The sequence below is a fragment of the Proteus hauseri genome, assembly GCF_004116975.1.
Taxonomy (GTDB): domain Bacteria; phylum Pseudomonadota; class Gammaproteobacteria; order Enterobacterales; family Enterobacteriaceae; genus Proteus; species Proteus hauseri.
Map to the genome: position 1 here is coordinate 497947 of NZ_CP026364.1, position 18406 is coordinate 516352.

Annotated in this window: 15 protein-coding genes; 8 read left to right on the top strand and 7 right to left on the bottom strand. The window is 38.0% G+C overall.

Annotation, left to right across the window (positions count from 1 at the left end; all coding sequences use genetic code 11):
• Nucleotides 1-76: 76 nt before the first annotated feature.
• Nucleotides 77-1021, bottom strand: coding sequence for a transcriptional regulator LeuO (gene leuO, locus PH4a_RS02370; RefSeq protein ID WP_129037478.1), 945 nt, complete (start codon nt 1019-1021; stop codon nt 77-79).
• 880 nt (nt 1022-1901) lie between these two features.
• Here leuO and leuA point away from each other — a divergent pair.
• The 6 genes from leuA (at nt 1902) to mutH (ending at nt 9862) form a co-directional block, all read left to right on the top strand.
• The gene (leuA, locus tag PH4a_RS02375) at nt 1902-3464 is read left to right on the top strand and encodes a 2-isopropylmalate synthase (RefSeq protein ID WP_129037480.1); all 1563 of its coding nucleotides are present in this window, start codon (nt 1902-1904) and stop codon (nt 3462-3464) included.
• A gap of 2 nt (nt 3465-3466) precedes the next feature.
• Complete coding sequence (gene leuB, locus PH4a_RS02380) at nt 3467-4558, top strand: 3-isopropylmalate dehydrogenase (protein WP_129037482.1); 1092 nt, start codon at nt 3467-3469, stop codon at nt 4556-4558.
• 1 nt (nt 4559) lies between these two features.
• Nucleotides 4560-5969: a 3-isopropylmalate dehydratase large subunit gene (gene leuC, locus PH4a_RS02385; protein ID WP_129037484.1), complete on the top strand. Its 1410-nt coding sequence runs from the start codon at nt 4560-4562 to the stop codon at nt 5967-5969.
• A gap of 11 nt (nt 5970-5980) precedes the next feature.
• Complete coding sequence (gene leuD / locus PH4a_RS02390; protein WP_064720757.1) at nt 5981-6583, top strand: 3-isopropylmalate dehydratase small subunit; 603 nt, start codon at nt 5981-5983, stop codon at nt 6581-6583.
• A 294-nt stretch (nt 6584-6877) separates the two neighbouring features.
• Nucleotides 6878-8557 (top strand): HTH-type transcriptional regulator SgrR, encoded by a 1680-nt coding sequence (gene sgrR / locus PH4a_RS02395; RefSeq protein WP_129037486.1) that lies wholly within the window; start codon nt 6878-6880, stop codon nt 8555-8557.
• 627 nt (nt 8558-9184) lie between these two features.
• Nucleotides 9185-9862, top strand: a complete 678-nt coding sequence (mutH, locus tag PH4a_RS02400; protein ID WP_129037488.1) for a DNA mismatch repair endonuclease MutH — start codon at nt 9185-9187, stop codon at nt 9860-9862.
• A gap of 121 nt (nt 9863-9983) precedes the next feature.
• Here the strand turns inward: mutH and PH4a_RS02405 are convergent, their stop codons facing one another.
• The 3 genes from PH4a_RS02405 to speA form a co-directional block, all read right to left on the bottom strand.
• Nucleotides 9984-10763: an acetoin reductase gene (locus tag PH4a_RS02405; RefSeq protein WP_064720760.1), complete on the bottom strand. Its 780-nt coding sequence runs from the start codon at nt 10761-10763 to the stop codon at nt 9984-9986.
• Nucleotides 10764-11084: 321 nt separating this feature from the next.
• The gene (speB, locus tag PH4a_RS02410; RefSeq protein WP_129037490.1) at nt 11085-12005 is read right to left on the bottom strand and encodes an agmatinase; all 921 of its coding nucleotides are present in this window, start codon (nt 12003-12005) and stop codon (nt 11085-11087) included.
• 102 nt (nt 12006-12107) lie between these two features.
• The gene (speA, locus tag PH4a_RS02415; protein WP_129037492.1) at nt 12108-14015 is read right to left on the bottom strand and encodes a biosynthetic arginine decarboxylase; all 1908 of its coding nucleotides are present in this window, start codon (nt 14013-14015) and stop codon (nt 12108-12110) included.
• Nucleotides 14016-14717: 702 nt separating this feature from the next.
• On the opposite strand from speA, the gene metK reads away from it, so the two are divergent.
• Entirely contained in the window at nt 14718-15872 is a 1155-nt protein-coding gene (gene metK / locus PH4a_RS02420; protein WP_129037494.1) for a methionine adenosyltransferase, read from the top strand.
• Nucleotides 15873-16207: 335 nt separating this feature from the next.
• Here the strand turns inward: metK and PH4a_RS02425 are convergent, their stop codons facing one another.
• Genes PH4a_RS02425 through PH4a_RS02435 form a run of 3 tightly spaced genes read right to left on the bottom strand, consistent with a single transcriptional unit; the run spans nt 16208 to nt 17387 of the window.
• Entirely contained in the window at nt 16208-16621 is a 414-nt protein-coding gene (locus tag PH4a_RS02425; RefSeq protein ID WP_129037496.1) for a DUF6691 family protein, read from the bottom strand.
• A 1-nt stretch (nt 16622) separates the two neighbouring features.
• On the bottom strand, nt 16623-17060 hold the full coding sequence (locus tag PH4a_RS02430) for a YeeE/YedE family protein (RefSeq protein WP_129037498.1): 438 nt from the start codon (nt 17058-17060) through the stop codon (nt 16623-16625).
• 3 nt (nt 17061-17063) lie between these two features.
• Nucleotides 17064-17387 carry an ArsR/SmtB family transcription factor gene (locus tag PH4a_RS02435; RefSeq protein WP_064720766.1) on the bottom strand — a complete coding sequence of 108 codons (324 nt, stop codon included), beginning with the start codon at nt 17385-17387 and terminating at the stop codon, nt 17064-17066.
• A gap of 105 nt (nt 17388-17492) precedes the next feature.
• On the opposite strand from PH4a_RS02435, the gene PH4a_RS02440 reads away from it, so the two are divergent.
• On the top strand, nt 17493-17999 hold the full coding sequence (locus PH4a_RS02440; protein WP_164971519.1) for a SprT family zinc-dependent metalloprotease: 507 nt from the start codon (nt 17493-17495) through the stop codon (nt 17997-17999).
• Nucleotides 18000-18406: the final 407 nt, after the last annotated feature.

An 18406-nucleotide genomic window follows, 5' to 3' on the forward strand; every position in this document is an offset into this window, starting at 1 on the left:
TTAGCAAAGACTAACAATACCTGCCACTATTTCTGCATAATTAGCATAGAATACTAATTATGAGTGAAATCACACTCTAGTTTTGACAAACTTCACTGAGCAAATCTTTCATCCACAAATGACCTTTGTCACGTGCAGTGGACTCATGCCAAATAAGATAACATGGGCGCTTAGTTTGTTCCCATGGTAACGACACTGCTTTAATATCAAGTTGTTGTGAATAACATTCCACTAACCATTTTGGTGCGATAGCGACTAAACATGTTTTAGAAACAATATTTAATACACTATTTAAATCAGTCCCTTGATAAGTAATTAAATCCTCAAATTCTGTTCCTTTATAATAACAAGAGCTAAACGAACCAATATCTCCTAAAGAAACAATAGAGTGATGCTCTTTTAATAACATCTCTTCGGTTACACTCTCTTTAATACGAGGATGCTTATTTGATACAGCCAAAACAACTTCATCATTAAATAATGGGTGTGAATGAAATTCCATTTTATCAAATTGTTTATAATTAATGAAAAACTCTACTTCTTGGTATTTTAATTGATGTTCTATATTTTCGTTTAAATAAGAATTAATATTAACCGTAATATTAGGTGTTTGTACTTTTATTTTTTCAACTATTTTGGGTGTTAGTTTTATATCAATTGGGCTACATATTGATAAATTAAATATTCGATCACTTTTTTCAGGTTCAAATCCGGCCCCTGGTAATTCATTATGAACAAGTTGTAATGCTTGGCGAACTGGGCCAAAAAGTTGTTTAGCTCTTAATGTAGGTTGGATACCTCGTCCATAACGAACAAATAATTCGTCATTAAACATAACCTTGAGTCTAGATACCGCATTACTTACTGCTGGTTGAGACATGCCAAGAACTTGAGCAGCACGTGTCACATTCTGCATTTGCATAACAGCATCAAATACCGTTAATAAATTAAGATCAACATTGCGTAAATGCATATCTGTTGACTCTTTACTGGTAACTGTTGCTGATGTGTAATCCGTCATTTTTTACTCCACTATGTTAGCATAATGGCTATTTAAATATCATTAATAATTAATTATAAAATCAATATTAATAATATATAAAATCAAACCATTAGTTTAACTATTTATTAAAATTTATTATTCATCGTCCATGCATAGAACTAAACATATAAAATATTTTGCCAACCGATAAATTACCTTGGATATAATTATAGAAAAAATAACATTATAATTACATGTAGAGAATGATTATATAAACATATATTACAACCTGTTTTATCTTCTGCCTTGCAAATAATAAAACAAAGCATGATAAAAATCATAATAAAATGATACATTTTGCTAACTTAAATAAAAAACCTCAATTCATAAAAATATGTGATAAAACTAATTTTATGCTTACATTCAAAATGTTGTCCTGACTTATTGTTTGATCATCTCTTCATATCGATTGGTTTTCCACTTATTTATATGATTAAAAAAAAAGCAAACATTTGTTTAATTTTTTATTTCACTCCATTTGAAACACTATGCAGAATATTAACCTAATCAATGAATCCGAGATAGATATAATCATTTATAAAAATTTAGATATTAGTCAATACCACTAAGAATTTTATATGAATATAGCCTAAGTAGTAATTTAATAAATTCCAATGCTTGACATATTTATTGGTATCTAGTATCAATAAATACAGATTATTGAGAACCTATCTAAGGATGTTTCATGTTGAACGCAATTTTACTATCAAGCCTACTACTACTCGCAATTATTATGCGCGGTTGGCTTATGGGTAAAAGATGAAACAAACCTGCCCTTAGAGAGAAACCCGCGCTAGTCGCGGGTTTTTTTATACCTGGGAGAGCGCAAAAAATTAAATAATAAAGAAAGGAACAGATTATGAGCAACAACGTTATTATTTTTGATACAACCTTACGTGATGGTGAACAAGCCTTGCAGGCTAGCTTGAATGTAAAAGAGAAATTACAAATTGCTTATGCATTAGAGCGTTTAGGTGTCGATATCATTGAGGCTGGTTTTCCTGTTTCTTCTCCTGGTGATTTTGAGTCAGTGCAAACTATTGCTCGCGAAATTAAAAATAGCCGCATTTGTGCCTTAGCTCGTTGTGTTGATAACGATATTGATGTTGCAGCTGAGTCTTTAAAAATTGCTGATGCATTTCGTATCCACGTATTTTTAGCAACCTCCGCATTGCATGCTGAACATAAATTGAAAAAATCATTTGATGACATTATTGAAATGGGAATGCGTTCAATTAAACGAGCTCGCCGCTATACCGACGATGTTGAGTTTTCTTGTGAAGATGCCGGTAGAACGCATATTGATAATTTATGTCGTATTGTTGAAAGTGCTATCAATGCAGGTGCTACCACCATCAATATTCCTGACACCGTAGGCTATACCACGCCTTACCAATTTGGCGGCATTATCACTAACTTATTCGAACGCGTACCTAATATCGATAAAGCGATCATTTCTGTTCATTGTCATGATGACTTAGGTATGGCAGTTGCTAACTCAATTACTGCAGTTCAAGCAGGAGCCAGACAAGTTGAAGGCACAATTAACGGATTAGGCGAGCGAGCAGGAAATTGTGCATTAGAAGAAGTAATAATGGCAATAAAAGTTCGTGAGCAAATGATGAATGTTCAAACGGGTATTAATCACAAAGAAATATATCGTACTAGTCAATTAGTCAGCCAATTATGCAACACACCAATTCATACAAATAAATCCATAGTTGGCACAAATGCATTCGCACATTCATCAGGAATTCACCAAGACGGTGTACTGAAAAATCGTGAAACCTACGAAATTATGACACCAGAATCCATTGGCTTAAAAGAAGTACAATTAAATTTAACCTCCCGCTCTGGTCGAGCAGCGGTGAAACATCGTATGGAAGAAATGGGCTATCGTGAAGCTGATTATAATTTAGATAACTTGTATGCCGCATTTTTACGCTTAGCTGATAAAAAAGGCCAAGTTTTTGATTATGACTTAGAAGCATTAGCTTTTATGGGGCAACAACAACAAGAACCTGAACAGTTTGTAATGAATTATTTTAATACTCAATCAGGTTCATCAACGGTTGCAACAGCAAGCGTTAGCATTACATGTGGTACCGATGAAATCACTGAAGCCGCAACAGGAAATGGCCCCGTAGATGCAGTTTACCAAGCAATATCGCGCGCAACAGGTTATCCATTACAGTTAGTTTCTTATCAATTAACGGCAAAAGGTGAAGGAAGAGATGCCTTAGGACAAGTAGATATTGTTGTCGAATATCAAGGCCGAAAATTTCATGGCATGGGATTAGAAACAGATATAGTCGGATCATCAGCCAATGCCATGATGCATGTTATCAATAGTATTTGGCGCTCAGAGCAAGTCGAAATAGAAAAACGCAAACAACATACAACACAACAAGAAGCGGTTTAATTATGTCAAAAAATTATCATATTGCAGTATTACCCGGAGATGGTATTGGCCCTGAAGTCATGGCTCAGGCAAAAAAAGTGATGAATGCAATAAGTGAGCGTTTTTCACTGAAAATCACGACAAAAGAATACGATATCGGTGGTATTGCCATTGATAATCACGGCACACCGCTGCCGGTAGATACCTTAACAGGTTGCAAGCAAGCTGATGCGATTTTATTTGGTTCAGTTGGCGGCCCTAAATGGGAACATTTACCCGCGAACGAACAACCCGAGCGTGGTGCTTTATTACCTTTGCGTAAACATTTTAAATTATTCTGCAATTTGCGCCCAGCTCGTTTATATGAAGGCTTAGAAGCTTACTGCCCTTTACGAGCAGATATCGCGCAGCGCGGATTCGATATTTTATGTGTACGTGAATTGACCGGTGGAATTTATTTTGGCCAACCTAAAGGTCGTAAAGGTGAAGGTGCCGAAGAACACGCTTTTGATACTGAAATTTATTACCGCTATGAAATTGAGCGTATTGCGCGTTTTGCTTTCGAATCAGCACGTAAACGTCGCAATAAAGTCACCTCAATTGATAAAGCCAACGTGTTACAAAGCTCTATTTTATGGCGTGAAGTGGTTACAGAAATAGCAAAAGAATACGCTGATGTTGAAGTGCAACATATGTATATCGACAACGCAACAATGCAGATGATCAAAGATCCATCTCAGTTTGATGTTGTGCTGTGTTCCAATATTTTTGGCGATATTTTATCTGATGAATGCGCCATGATCACAGGTTCGATGGGAATGTTACCTTCTGCAAGTGTAAACGAAGAGCGCTTTGGGTTATACGAGCCCGCTGGCGGTTCAGCACCCGATATAGCGGGCAAAGATATTGCTAATCCTATTGCGCAAATATTATCTGCCGCGTTGTTACTGCGTTACAGCTTTAATGAAGATAAAGCTGCACAAGCTATTGAAGATGCAATTACTCAAGTATTAGCCAAAGGCTATCGCACTGCGGATTTAGCCGGTGATGGACAAGCAATAACAACGACTCAAATGGGTGATTACATCGCTCAATATATTCGTGAAGGGGCATAACATGGGAAAAACATTATATCAAAAAATCTATGATGCACATGTTGTCAGAGAAGTGAATGATGAAACACCGATTTTGTATATCGACAGACACTTAGTGCATGAAGTGACATCTCCGCAAGCTTTTGATGGATTGAGAACAAAAGGTCGCCCTGTTCGTCAACCAAATAAAACCTTTGCAACGATGGATCATAATGTCTCAACACAAACAAAAGACATCAATGCTTGTGGTGATATGGCACGAATTCAGATGCAAGAGTTAATGAAGAACTGCCAAGAATTTGGTGTGACCTTATACGACTTAAATCACCCATTGCAAGGTATTGTGCATGTTATGGGACCAGAGCAAGGATTAACCTTACCGGGCATGACGATTGTTTGTGGCGACTCACATACCGCGACACATGGCGCATTTGGATCATTAGCTTTTGGTATTGGGACATCTGAAGTTGAACATGTATTAGCCACACAAACCTTAAAACAATCTCGAGCCAAAACCTTAAAAATTGAAGTAAAAGGCAAAGCCGCGGCGGGTATTACGGCAAAAGATATCGTTTTAGCGATTATCGGAAAACTAGGTAGCGCAGGTGGTACGGGTTATATCGTTGAATTTGCTGGCGAAGCGATTGAAGCCTTAAGTATGGAAGGCCGAATGACCTTATGTAATATGGCAATTGAAATGGGCGCCAAAGCAGGTTTAGTTGCTCCTGATGACATCACATTTGACTATTTAAAAGGACGTCAATTTGCCCCCAAAGATCAATCCTGGGATGAGGCAGTCGCTTACTGGCGTACCTTAAAATCTGACGATGATGCACAATTTGATGCCATAGTAACCTTAGATGCCGCAGATATCGCACCACAAGTCACTTGGGGAACCAATCCAGGTCAAGTTATTGCCATTGACCAAATAGTGCCTTTATTAAACAGTTTTAATGACCCTGTTGAGCGTGCATCAGCAGAAAAAGCACTGACGTATATGGGGTTAAACGAAGGTGTTAATTTAACGGATATCACAATTGATAAAGTCTTTATTGGCTCTTGCACTAACTCACGTATTGAAGATTTACGTGCTGCCGCTGAAATTGCTAAAGGACATAAAGTTGCCGCTCATGTTCAAGCAATTGTGGTTCCGGGTTCAGGTCCAGTAAAAGCGCAAGCTGAGGCCGAAGGCTTAGATAAAATCTTTATTGAGGCTGGTTTTGAATGGCGTTTGCCGGGCTGTTCAATGTGTTTAGCTATGAATAACGACAGATTAAATCCCGGTGAACGTTGCGCTTCCACCAGCAATCGTAACTTTGAAGGCCGTCAAGGGCGTGGGGGTCGAACACACTTAGTCAGTCCAGCAATGGCCGCAGCTGCTGCTATTAATGGTCATTTTGCTGATATTCGCACTTTTACCATGGCATCTTAAAGGAGAACACCATGAATAAATTTACTCAACATACGGGTATTGCAGTTCCTTTAGATGCAGCAAATGTCGATACCGATGCTATTATCCCCAAACAATTTTTGCAGAAAGTAACACGCACAGGATTTGGTAAACACTTATTTAATGACTGGCGATTTTTAGATGATGAAGGCACACAACCTGATCCCGCATTTATTCTGAATAAGCCGGTTTATCAAGGTGCTTCTATTTTATTAGCACGTGAAAATTTCGGTTGTGGTTCTTCTCGTGAACACGCGCCTTGGGCATTAACCGATTATGGTTTTCATGCAGTTATTGCACCCAGCTTTGCCGATATCTTTTATGGTAATGCCTTTAATAATCAATTATTACCCGTCAAATTAACGGATGATGAAATAGACCAATTATTTGTTTGGGTAAAAAACAATGCGGGCGCGTCTATAACCGTTGATTTAGTTGCTCAAGAGGTAAGAGCCGGTGAATTATGTTTTTCATTTGAAATAGATACATTTCGCCGCCATTGCATGATTGAAGGATTAGACAGCATTGGTTTAACACTGCAACACCAAGATGATATTAGTGCTTATGAAACGAAACAGCCTGCATTTATGCAGTAATTAAACTGAAACTTACACCTTCTTCTACTTTCTGTGATGTTTAAACTTTGTCATTCTTGCCGTAAATTCGTTTACGGCTTTTTTATTTAAATAAAAACTACTGCCGATATTAAAAAATAAAAAAGCCAGTAATTAATTATTACTGGCCGGCAATCACCGAATGCTCAAATGGGGGAGTCTGTCAGAATTCACAATTTTGAATCACTAACAAGAGAGCTAACTTTAAACACAGTTATTATCCGTCTAATATAAGGAAATTAAAATTGATCACTTTAGCAAGGGATTTCCTCTTTTATGACCTCACCCCGTTTAGAGTCACAATTTATCCGTCTATGGCAAGCGTTTCAGGGAAAAGCGACTGAAACAACATTACAACAGCTTGCAGAAACACTGCACTGTACGCGTCGCCATGTACGCTCTTTATTAAATAAGATGCAAGAAATAGGTTGGATAAGCTGGCAAGCAGAAGTCGGTCGAGGTAAAAAATCCACCTTAATTTTTCATTCAAACGCCTTAGAAATTCAACAAAATCGTGCAGAAAGATTAATTGAAGAGAACGATATTGAAAAACTTGTCGCTCTAATGGGAGATAAAGACTCAGTACGACAAATGGTGTTAGCTCAAATTGAAAAAAGCTTTCATCCGGGACAGCAGCTATTACGCATTATTTACTATCGCCCTTTCTATAATTTATTACCTGGCACACCATTAAGACGCTCAGAGCTGCATTTAATGAGTCAAATATTTAATTCCTTGGTTCATTTAAAAGAGGAAAATGGGGAAGTAGAAGCAGAATTAGCACATCATTGGCAAATGATAACAGAGCAACATTGGCGATTTTATTTACGCCCCGCTATCTATTTTCATCATGGCCGAGAATTAACGCTGGAAGATATTAGCACCTCATTACTTCGCATGAAGCAATGTAATCCACTTTATGCGCATATCGAATGCATCTCATCACCTCAACCGTATGTGCTCGATATTTTTTTAACCACAGCGGATAAGCAATTTGCAACCTTATTAGGTAGCCCTCAAGCGGTTATTTTACCTCAAGAATGGGAAACATTACCTTCTTTTGCACAACATCCTATTGGCACTGGGGCTTATCAGATTATTGCTAATGATAAACATAAGCTGCAAATCAAAGCGTTTAATCGCTATTTTGGGCTAAGGGCTTTATTAGATGAAATAGATATTTGGGTTGTACCTCAACTAAATAATAAAATGGTCTGCTCAACCATTCATTTAACGGATGACGATACCAACAGAGACTCATTAGAGAGCCGCAAAGAAGAAGGATGCTATTTTCTACTTTATGACGGCCGTTCTACATTATGCCAACAAACAGAGATCAGAGAATGGCTTAGCAGCGTATTAACGCCTGTAAATATGCTAAGCCATTGCGATCCTTTTTATCAGCGACACTGGTCACCCGCTTATGGTTTATTACTACATTGGCATCACAGTAAACTTATTCGACAGCATCCAAAACCAGCGTCATTAACCAAACTCACTCTCACACTTTATAAAGAGCATCACGAATACAGCACAATAGCTGATTTAATTAAAAGTATTTTATCGGAATATGATATTGAATTAGAGATCCGTCTTATCGATTACGATCAATGGTATTATGGCAATGCTGAAAGTGACATTTGGCTAGCCACTGTGAATTTTTATAAACCTCTTGAATTCTCTATTTTTGCAGCGCTCTATGAGCTTCCTTTATTTCATCGGTGTTTAGGTTCTTCTTTTACACAAGAGCTAGAACAATGGCACCAAAAAACATTACCTCTTGAAGAATGGTGTAGACAGCTGACGCAAGATATTTGGTTATATCCCTTATTTCATCACTTACTTGAATTACAAGGACAGAGAACTATTCGTGGCGTCAAAATGAATACTTTTGGTTGGTTTGATTTTAAATCGGCATGGTTTACGCCAGACATAGAGACGAATCTATCAAAATAAGATATTTAACTTTAGATTGGCGATTAAACGATCACTTATTGGTGTTAATTCACAGAAAACACCAAAGTTATAAACACCAACACGGATGCTCAGGGGATTTATTCACTTTTTCTGTGGATATCTATGTGAAAAAGAGTGAGATAATCAGGGTATAGTTTTATCACCATAAAAAAAACAGCTATAACAAAAATAAAAATATCACTTATAATTCAAATTAATAGCCCTTTTATTATGCCTATTTCAACGATAGGATAAATCGATAAAAAGAGAGCACACCTCAAATCGTACAAAAAACAACCACAGACTGTTTTATCCACAGGTTATGCTGGTAAGTTAGCCTAAATAGGGTAATTTTGAGGAAAATATGCAAAAGTCAAGGCTGTAAATCAGAACAGTGATCTCACTTTTGCAGAGTTATCCCATAAAGCTGTGGATAACCTAGTGCACAAGCCTGTTTATGAATTTGGGATAACAGTGAACAACATTTTAAACTTAAATATTAATGATGTGATTAAGCCTAAAAAATGATGATATATCATGCTATTATGATTTAAATAAATTACCCTAACAGACATTATCAACAGGCTTTTTTTTTCTGTTTGTTTTTCATACAACAAGATAAGCACAATGTTTAGATCACCTCGACCACCTGAAAATGAACACGTTTTACTTGAAAGAGCGCAAGCCCTTGCGGGTTATACATTTGGTGAACTTGCCGCTTATGCTCAACTGCCTATTCCTGCTGATTTAAAGCGAGATAAAGGCTGGGTTGGAATGCTGCTAGAATATTATTTAGGTGCAAATGCAGGTAGTAAACCAGAACAAGATTTCAGTGATATTGGTATTGAATTAAAAACGATCCCTATTGATAGATTGGGTATGCCACTAGAAACCACTTTCGTTTGCGTTGCCGCATTAACGGGAAATAGTGGCATCACATGGGAAAATAGCCATGTGAAACGTAAGCTCTCAAAAGTGTTGTGGGTACCTGTTGAAGGAGAAAGGGAAATTCCTTTATCACAACGTAGAGTGGCCTCACCGCTGCTCTGGAGCCCAAATAGTAGCGAAGAAGAGTTACTACGCCATGATTGGGAAGAGCTAATGGATATGATAGTACTGGGTAAAGTAGAAAGTATTACCGCACGCCACGGGCAAGTGCTGCAAATCCGCCCAAAAGCGGCTAATAGCAAAGCACTAACAGAAGCGATAGGTGAAGATGGTCAACGCATAATGACGTTACCCAGAGGGTTTTATTTGAAGAAGAACTTCACTGCTCCTCTTATTGCCCGCTATTTTCAACTTTAATGACTATAAAGTTATATAACGATAGCGCTAAATAAATAGACTGCATATAAAAATGCCCTATGTAATGTAAAGAGGATCACACAGGGCATTGAAAAATAGTAAGAACATATTTTATAAGAAATTAACGGTAAACAATACCACCATCCGTTAATATGGCTTGCCCAGTAATATAATCTGCATCATCGCTCGATAAGAAAGCCACCAATGCAGCCACATCCTCTGGTGTTTGAGCTCGACCTAATGCAATACCTTCAACATATTTTTTATATGTTTCGCCTTTTGGCGTTCCTGTAATTTCAGAAAAACGCTCATCAATTTCTACCCACATATCAGTACCAACAATACCTGGGCAATAGGCATTTACTGTAATACCGGCACTTGCATATTCTTTTGCTGCGGCTTGTGTCAATGCACGTACAGCAAATTTAGTCGCAGAATAAACACCTAACATTGCAAAGCCATCGTGACCCGCAATAGAAGATGCATTAATAATTTTCCCCTTATGACCAAGCGCTTTAAATTTCTCGGATGCAGCTTGGATCCCCCACATCACACCATTAACGTTGATTTTAAAGATCCTATCCATATCGTCTGGTGTAACATCTGCGAGTGGTTTTACTTGAGCAATACCTGCGTTGTTAATCATAACATCAAAGCCACCTAAAGCTTTTTCTGCATGTTCAACAGCAGCAAAAACCTCATCACGCTGACTAATATCTGCAGCAAATGTGGTCGTTTTACGTCCTAATGCTTCAATCTCTTTTGCAACACCCGCTAATTTATCTGCTTTTAAGTCGACCAGAGCAATATCAGCACCTTCTTTTGCTAGACGCAATGCAATACCACGACCAATTCCCTGAGCAGCGCCTGTAACTAAAATTACCTTACCATTCAAAGCCATTGTCTTTCTCCTGATTTATTACAGATGAAAAAGCTCTTCCAAAAAAGAACTTTACTATGGCTCCACAGTAACAACTTACGTTATAGGTTACAAAATAACGATCTTTCACCAGCGAAATGAAATCCACAATAAATCATGCTGTAAATAATTATCAATTAGAATAACCGTTCAAAAAAAGGGAAAATTAGCGAAAAAAGAGAGAAAAGGAAATATAAGCTAGGTGAATGCAGGTTAGCAAAAAATGCTTAAGTTATTTACCCTAACAATAAAAAAGCGATACCCAATAAAGGTATCGCCTAGTCATTATTTCATCAACAATAATTACTTTTTAGCCGCTTGCAGATAGAGCATATCTAATGCGATAGTCGCCCCTGCTAATGCCGTAATATCGGATTGGTCATAAGCCGGTGAAACTTCAACTAAGTCCATTCCTACAATATTTAGTGGCTGTAATGCACGCAATATTTTCAATGCTTTATCGGTTGTTAATCCACCCACAACTGGCGTGCCAGTCCCTGGAGCGAAAGCGGGATCAAGACAATCGATATCAAATGTCAGATAGACAGGAAGATCGCCAACAATAGTTTTGATCTGATTAACGAGATCATCAACACCACGATCATTGACTTGTGCTGCATCTAATACCGTAAAACCATTATCGCTATCATGATCAGTACGAATACCAATTTGAACAGAATGGTTAGGATCAATAAGCCCTTCATTTGGTGCGTGGAAGAACATAGTACCGTGATCGAATTTACTACCGTTACCATAAGTATCGGTATGTGCATCGAAATGCACTAATGCCATTTTACCAAAATGTTTTGCGTGAGCACGCAATAGTGGCAATGTAACAAAGTGGTCACCACCAAACGTTAAGCATTTTTTACCTGCGGCTAATAGTTTCTCAGTATGAGCTTGTAATTTGTCACTCATATCTTGTGCATCACCGAAGTTAAAGACTAAATCACCACAGTCAACAACACTTAAGCGCTCGCGCATATCAAAATCCCATGGCCAGCGATTACCTTCCCACGCTAAATTCGTTGAAATTTGACGAATAGCACCAGGGCCATGACGCGTTCCTGCACGACCCGATGTTGCCATATCAAAAGGAACACCGGTAATAACCCAATCGGCATCACTGCTGTAAGGTTGAAAATTCAGTGGAAAACGTAAAAAACCGAATGCATTAGAGATCAACGAATTATCAGTCTCATTACCTAACGTACTATTTTTCATGCTTTTGCCTCTATTGCTTATTCAAAACAAGCAACAATAAATCAATATGATAGATAGAAAGTGATGCGCAAAGCACCACTTTTGCATTGGGAAGTTAAGCGCTTACTCTTCTTCTTCCAGATACGTATAACCGTATAAACCACTTTCAAATTCAGTTAAAAACTGCTCTTGCAGTGCTTCATCTAACTGTGCATTTTTTACTTGAGTACGGAAACGTTCTAATAATACTGCTGGATTAAGTTTCACATACTGAAGCATATCAGCAACGGTATCGCCTTCTTCGCTTAGCTGATAAGTCAGATTTCCTCGCTCATCAAGATAAACGTCAACAGCGGCCGTATCACCAAACAAGTTATGCATATTACCCAAAATTTCCTGATAAGCCCCGACCATAAAGAAGCCAATCATTGGTGGATATTCTGGATCATACGCAGGCATTGGCATGGTTGTTTCTACGCCATCACCATCAACATAGTGATCGATAATACCATCAGAGTCACAAGTGATATCCAGCAATACTGCACGACGATCTAATGGTTTATCTAAACCTTCGATAGGTAAAACGGGGAATAACTGATCAATACCCCATGCATCAGGTAACGATTGAAAAAGTGAGAAGTTTACATAGAACTTATCTGACATACGTTCTTGTAATTCATCAATTATCGGACGATGCGCTCGATTACTCGGATCCAAATCATATTGAATATGGCGACAAATATTCAAATAAAGCTCTTCTGCCCATGCACGCTCAGTCAGGCTTAGCATGCCGTGGACATATTGTGTATGCACATCATGCAGATCTAATTGGCTATCGTGTAACCATTCACGTAATGAACGGCTATGCCCTTTGGTTTGCATCTCTTCCCATGTTTCCCAAAGGCTAGCGATAGGTCTTGATGCATCTTCTTCAGGTGGGGTGATTGCCGTAAATTCATTACGCTCAACACCAATCACATTAGAAATTAATACGGTATGATGTGCGGTTAAAGCACGGCCTGATTCAGTAATAACAGTTGGATGTGGTAATTCATTCTCATCACACGCATCCCCAATAGCCCAAATAACATTATTGGCGTATTCATTAAGGCCATAATTTACAGAACAATCAGATTGCGAACGTGTGCCTTCATAGTCCACACCTAAACCACCGCCCACATCAAAATATTGAATATTCACACCTAATTTATGCAACTCAACATAAAAACGCGCTGATTCACGCACACCGGTTGCGATATCGCGAATATTTGCCATTTGTGAACCCAAATGGAAATGTAATAACTGCAAACTATCTATGCGACCCGCTTGACGTAAAGTATCAATTAATTGCAATACTTGAGTTGCGGCCAAACCAAATTTTGATTTTTCGCCACCACTTGCTTGCCATTTACCCGAGCCTTGAGAAGCTAGACGAGCACGAACTCCTAAACGAGGAATAACTTCTAAACGTTCGGCTTCTTCTAAAACCATTTTTATCTCAGACATTTTCTCAATAACTAAGAAAACTTTATGTCCGAGTTTTTCACCAGTAAGTGCTAAACGAATATATTCGCGGTCTTTATAACCATTACACACAATCACCGAACTTGTCATATTGGCATGAGCAAGCACTGCCATAAGCTCAGCTTTAGAACCCGCTTCTAAGCCTAACGGTTCACCGGCATTAATCAGTGATTCAATAACACGGCGCTGCTGATTAACTTTAATAGGATAAACTAAAAAGTAATCGCCTTTATAACCATAAGCTTCACGTGCGCGATGAAACGCAGCATTAATAGAACGCAAGCGATGCTGTAAAATTTGAGGAAAGCAGAAAAGCGCAGGAAGGCGCATATGGGAATACTCTTCTTGTACTTGCTTCACTAATTCTGTTAAGTCCAAAGTTGCCTCTGGAACATCAGGATTAGGGCAAACACTAATATTTCCCCGATTATTCGCTAAATAGTACCCACCACCCCAATATGTGATGTTATAGGTCTGCTGCATCTTGCGAGCGATGTTATCATTCATGACATTCTCCTTAGGGAGTATGAGTTTATACCTTGCCTGTCACTATAGTAGTCAATAATCTCACGAATAACTGAAACAACTGATAAATAACAGTAGGAAGTAATGACTCACTATATATTTTTATATGATTATCCAGCATATAGCAGGACATAATAATAGTAGAAAGTTATCGGGCTAACCTATAAGAAGTTAACACAATCACCTATTGGCAAGTAACAGACAACTTCGCTCTAAGGAAAAAGAGCTCAGAGAGGAAATTACTCTAAACATACTACGGGCATAGTATTGACGAGTACTGTTTTGGTTTTTGAATAAACTAACCTGTAGACAATGGATCATTACCCATTCACTCCACACATGGCTTAAGGCTATAAGCCATTTCCCTAACAGAGAAACAGGATCTCAGATAATCCTGCGGTTTACACTGTGTTCAGATTTCACAGTAACCGCGAGTTTATACCTGTAGTTAATCAAAAATGCAAAAGCAAAATGCATGAAAGTGACTTTTTTCTTCTTTTCTGTTTTTTATTGGCAACAAAATATTGCGTAACAAAAAATAAGATTAACTGTTTGATTCTCCTTCATCCCTATAATTGATTAAAAAAAACTGGAATTAAAGAGGAAACAGTCCTAAAATGGACGTCTAGATGTTAAAACATCCATCCTTAAATCATTCGTATCGTATTAAGGTAACGAAATATAATGACTACACATCTTTTTACTTCTGAATCAGTATCAGAAGGTCATCCAGATAAAATTGCGGATCAGATTTCTGATGCCGTATTGGATGCTATTTTAGAACAAGATCCAAAAGCTCGTGTTGCCTGCGAAACTTATGTTAAAACAGGTATGGTAATGGTAGGCGGAGAAATTACCACTAAAGCTTGGGTCGATATCGAAGAAATCACACGCAATACTGTTCGTGAAATCGGCTACACCAGCTCTGATATGGGTTTTGATGCTAATTCCTGCGCAGTTATCAGTGCTATTGGTAAACAATCGCCGGATATCAACCAAGGTGTTGACCGCGCTGATCCACTAGAGCAAGGCGCTGGTGACCAAGGCTTAATGTTTGGTTACGCAACTAATGAAACTGATGTTTTAATGCCTGCTCCTATTACTTATGCTCACCGTTTAGTTCAACGCCAAGCACAAGTCCGTAAAGCAGGAACATTACCTTGGCTACGTCCTGATGCAAAAAGCCAAATTACATTCCAATACGACAACAACAAAATTGTTGGTATTGATGCAGTTGTTTTATCAACTCAACATTCTGAAGATATTACTCAGGAAGCACTGCATGAAGCTGTAATGGAAGAAATAATCAAACCTGTTCTTCCTGTAGAATGGTTAAATGGGCAAACCAAATACTTTATCAACCCAACAGGCCGCTTTGTTATTGGTGGACCAATGGGTGACTGTGGTTTAACCGGTCGTAAAATTATCGTTGATACTTACGGCGGTATGGCTCGTCACGGTGGTGGGGCATTCTCGGGTAAAGATCCTTCTAAAGTAGACCGCTCTGCGGCTTATGCTGCGCGTTATGTTGCTAAAAATATTGTTGCGGCAGGTTTAGCTGATCGTTGTGAAATTCAAGTGTCTTACGCTATCGGTGTTGCTGAGCCAACCTCCATCATGGTAGAAACTTTTGGCACTGAAAAAATTCCAACAGCACAACTTATCCTGTTAGTGCGTGAATTCTTTGATTTACGCCCTTATGGTTTAATTCAAATGCTTGATTTATTGCATCCTATCTACCAAAAAACCGCAGCTTATGGTCACTTTGGTCGCCCTGAATTCCCTTGGGAAGCAACAGACAAAGCAGAAATCTTACGTGAAGCAGCGGGTTTAAAGTAATAACCAATAAACTGTTTTAACTAAGTCATATCACAAAAAACTGCATCCTTTCTGATGCAGTTTTTTTATATGTGTTATCTCAGATTTTTTGCTATAGAAAAAACCGCAAACATATTGGGGCTCGTATAAAGAGGTAAGGATATAGCGGCATAAATAACTAAAAATGACACACTAAATCATGCGTTAATTGTATTGATGTTAATTGTATTTACGTTATTTATTTGATTGCTGGAATAACGATTTAGATTTGCCCTCTAATCTACTTATTCCTTATGCAGACTTTAAATAAATAATGAGGGGCAGATACCCCCCATTATTTCATTTCTATAATGCAATTATGCGCTTTTACGACATAATCCGACGAGCAGCCAACCCGCTATCATTGCCAGCACAAATAAGCCACCTTGATAAAATCCAGCTCCCGCTAATACCAATCCTGGGCCAGGACAAATACCCGCAAGCCCCCAGCCAATACCAAATAACACACTACCGATAACCAAAGGCTTATCTATTACTGAATTGGTCGGTATCGCCATAGTGCAAGCTAATAAGCTTTTTTGGCGATATCGAGCGAATTGATAGCTAATAATACTGACACTAAGACCCACGCCCATAATAACGAATAAAGAAGGATCCCAATTGCCTGTAATATCAAGAAATGCAAGGATTTTTTGTGGATCACTCATACCGCCAACAATTAATCCCGCACTAAATAATAAGCCACTAAGAAAGGCAACGAATTTAGTCATTTCATTCACTTCCTATAACATGGCGTAGAAAATAAACAGTGATAAATGCGGTTGCCATAAAAACCAAAACAGCAACAATAGAGCGACGCGATAATCGCGCTAAGCCACAAATACCATGACCACTTGTACAGCCATTGGCCAAACGAGTACCTACCCCCACCAGCAATCCGGCAATGACTAACATCCAAGGAGAAGCATCAATAACAGGGGTCAGTGGTTTATCCCACAAATAAAACAGCGAAGGTGCAATCAACATGCCTAATAAAAATGCCCAACGCCAGCCATTTCCTTGTTGATTAGTTGATAAAATACCACCTAAAATACCGCTTATTCCAGCAATACGACCATTAAAAAGCAATAATATTGCCGCTGCTAGACCTATCATAAGTCCACCTATTGCCGCACTAAGTGGCGTAAAGTGAACCCAGTCAATATTCATAATTTAGCCTACTATAGGACAATAAAGCTGATAAAGCGTATTGAGCAACACCAACACTTTTTCATCAGCAATAGAATAAAAGATACGTTTTCCATCACGACGAGTCTCCACAAGTCCTTCGTTACGTAAAACGGTAAGCTGTTGAGAAAGCGTTGGCTGACGAATGCCTAAACTCTCTTCTAATTCACTTACACTTTTTTCTCCCTGACTCAATTGGCACAATAAGAGTAAACGGTCGCCATTTCCCAGCGTTTTAAGCATGGTAGAGGCCTCATTAGCCGCTAATTTCATTGCATCCAATAAATCAGGTTGAACTCGTTGTGTCATGGTAAACTCCATAATCAATATACTTTTTAATAATATGTTAATTTATATATTGTGCAAGTTTTCTTTTTATTGCGTGTTTTTATAAGGCGCTATATGCTCTGTAACATGAAAACTGTCAGAGTCCCTATCGCCTTAGTGCAAAATGTTATGCGAACATTGCGTGAAAAGTTGCAGCAGGCCAATCAGTATCTTAATACAAATTACCCAGAACCCGCTCTACATTATAACCAGAGGGGAACTATTGCAGGCAGTGCCTATTATGCAAATTGGGAAATTCGCATTAATCCTACATTATTGATTGAAAATAAACAGAATTTTATTGAAGAAGTTATTCCTCATGAATTAGCGCACTTATTAGTAAACCGACATTTTGGCCGAGTTGCCCCTCATGGAAAGGAATGGAAATGGATGATGGAAACGGTTTTACAGGTTCCAGCAAAGCGAACACATCATTTTGATGTAAGCAATGTAAAAGCCAAAACCTTTACTTATACTTGTCAATGTGCAGAAGCACACCGTTTAACACTTCGTCGTCATAATAAAGTGCAACGTGGTGAAACTGAATATCGCTGCCGTCGTTGCCAAGAAATTCTAAAATTTACGACCACTTAATATCACCCTGTAACTTAAAAATCTCTTACTCCTACCCCTCATTTTTCACTGGTATAAACCCTATATTTTATTTTCTCACAAGCTTGATATTGATTAGTCGCATTTAATTTACTTAGTAAGATAAAGTAAGTAAATATTGTTGTTCTAATATGATAAAAAAAGGAATATAAAGAGGCTTTGGTATGGTATCGAGTAGTACTTTGATTAAAAATAAATCGTTTTTATTTTGTAGTTGTGACATATCGGTAAGAAATAACGATAACGTTAAGATCAGATCATATTGTGATTAAAAAATAAAGTAGTTTAATTTTAAGATAATGGCATGATAAAATCAGTATAGATAAAATAATGCTAAGTCTATCAACTGAAGATACTCAAAAAACAACTCGAACTTATGACAATCAAAT

Excerpts from the sequence above, each read along its gene's own strand:
- leuC (WP_129037484.1), top strand. The coding sequence starts at position 4,560 with ATGGGAAAAACATTATATCAAAAAATCTATGATGCACATGTTGTCAGA.
- speA (WP_129037492.1), bottom strand. The coding sequence starts at position 14,015 with ATGAATGATAACATCGCTCGCAAGATGCAGCAGACCTATAACATCACA.
- leuA (WP_129037480.1), top strand. The coding sequence starts at position 1,902 with ATGAGCAACAACGTTATTATTTTTGATACAACCTTACGTGATGGTGAA.
- leuD (WP_064720757.1), top strand. The coding sequence starts at position 5,981 with ATGAATAAATTTACTCAACATACGGGTATTGCAGTTCCTTTAGATGCA.
- leuO (WP_129037478.1), bottom strand. The coding sequence starts at position 1,021 with ATGACGGATTACACATCAGCAACAGTTACCAGTAAAGAGTCAACAGAT.
- sgrR (WP_129037486.1), top strand. The coding sequence starts at position 6,878 with ATGACCTCACCCCGTTTAGAGTCACAATTTATCCGTCTATGGCAAGCG.
- speB (WP_129037490.1), bottom strand. The coding sequence starts at position 12,005 with ATGAAAAATAGTACGTTAGGTAATGAGACTGATAATTCGTTGATCTCT.
- metK (WP_129037494.1), top strand. The coding sequence starts at position 14,718 with ATGACTACACATCTTTTTACTTCTGAATCAGTATCAGAAGGTCATCCA.
- PH4a_RS02405 (WP_064720760.1), bottom strand. The coding sequence starts at position 10,763 with ATGGCTTTGAATGGTAAGGTAATTTTAGTTACAGGCGCTGCTCAGGGA.
- PH4a_RS02440 (WP_164971519.1), top strand. The coding sequence starts at position 17,493 with ATGAAAACTGTCAGAGTCCCTATCGCCTTAGTGCAAAATGTTATGCGA.
- PH4a_RS02425 (WP_129037496.1), bottom strand. The coding sequence starts at position 16,621 with ATGACTAAATTCGTTGCCTTTCTTAGTGGCTTATTATTTAGTGCGGGA.
- leuB (WP_129037482.1), top strand. The coding sequence starts at position 3,467 with ATGTCAAAAAATTATCATATTGCAGTATTACCCGGAGATGGTATTGGC.
- PH4a_RS02435 (WP_064720766.1), bottom strand. The coding sequence starts at position 17,387 with ATGACACAACGAGTTCAACCTGATTTATTGGATGCAATGAAATTAGCG.
- mutH (WP_129037488.1), top strand. The coding sequence starts at position 9,185 with ATGTTTAGATCACCTCGACCACCTGAAAATGAACACGTTTTACTTGAA.
- PH4a_RS02430 (WP_129037498.1), bottom strand. The coding sequence starts at position 17,060 with ATGAATATTGACTGGGTTCACTTTACGCCACTTAGTGCGGCAATAGGT.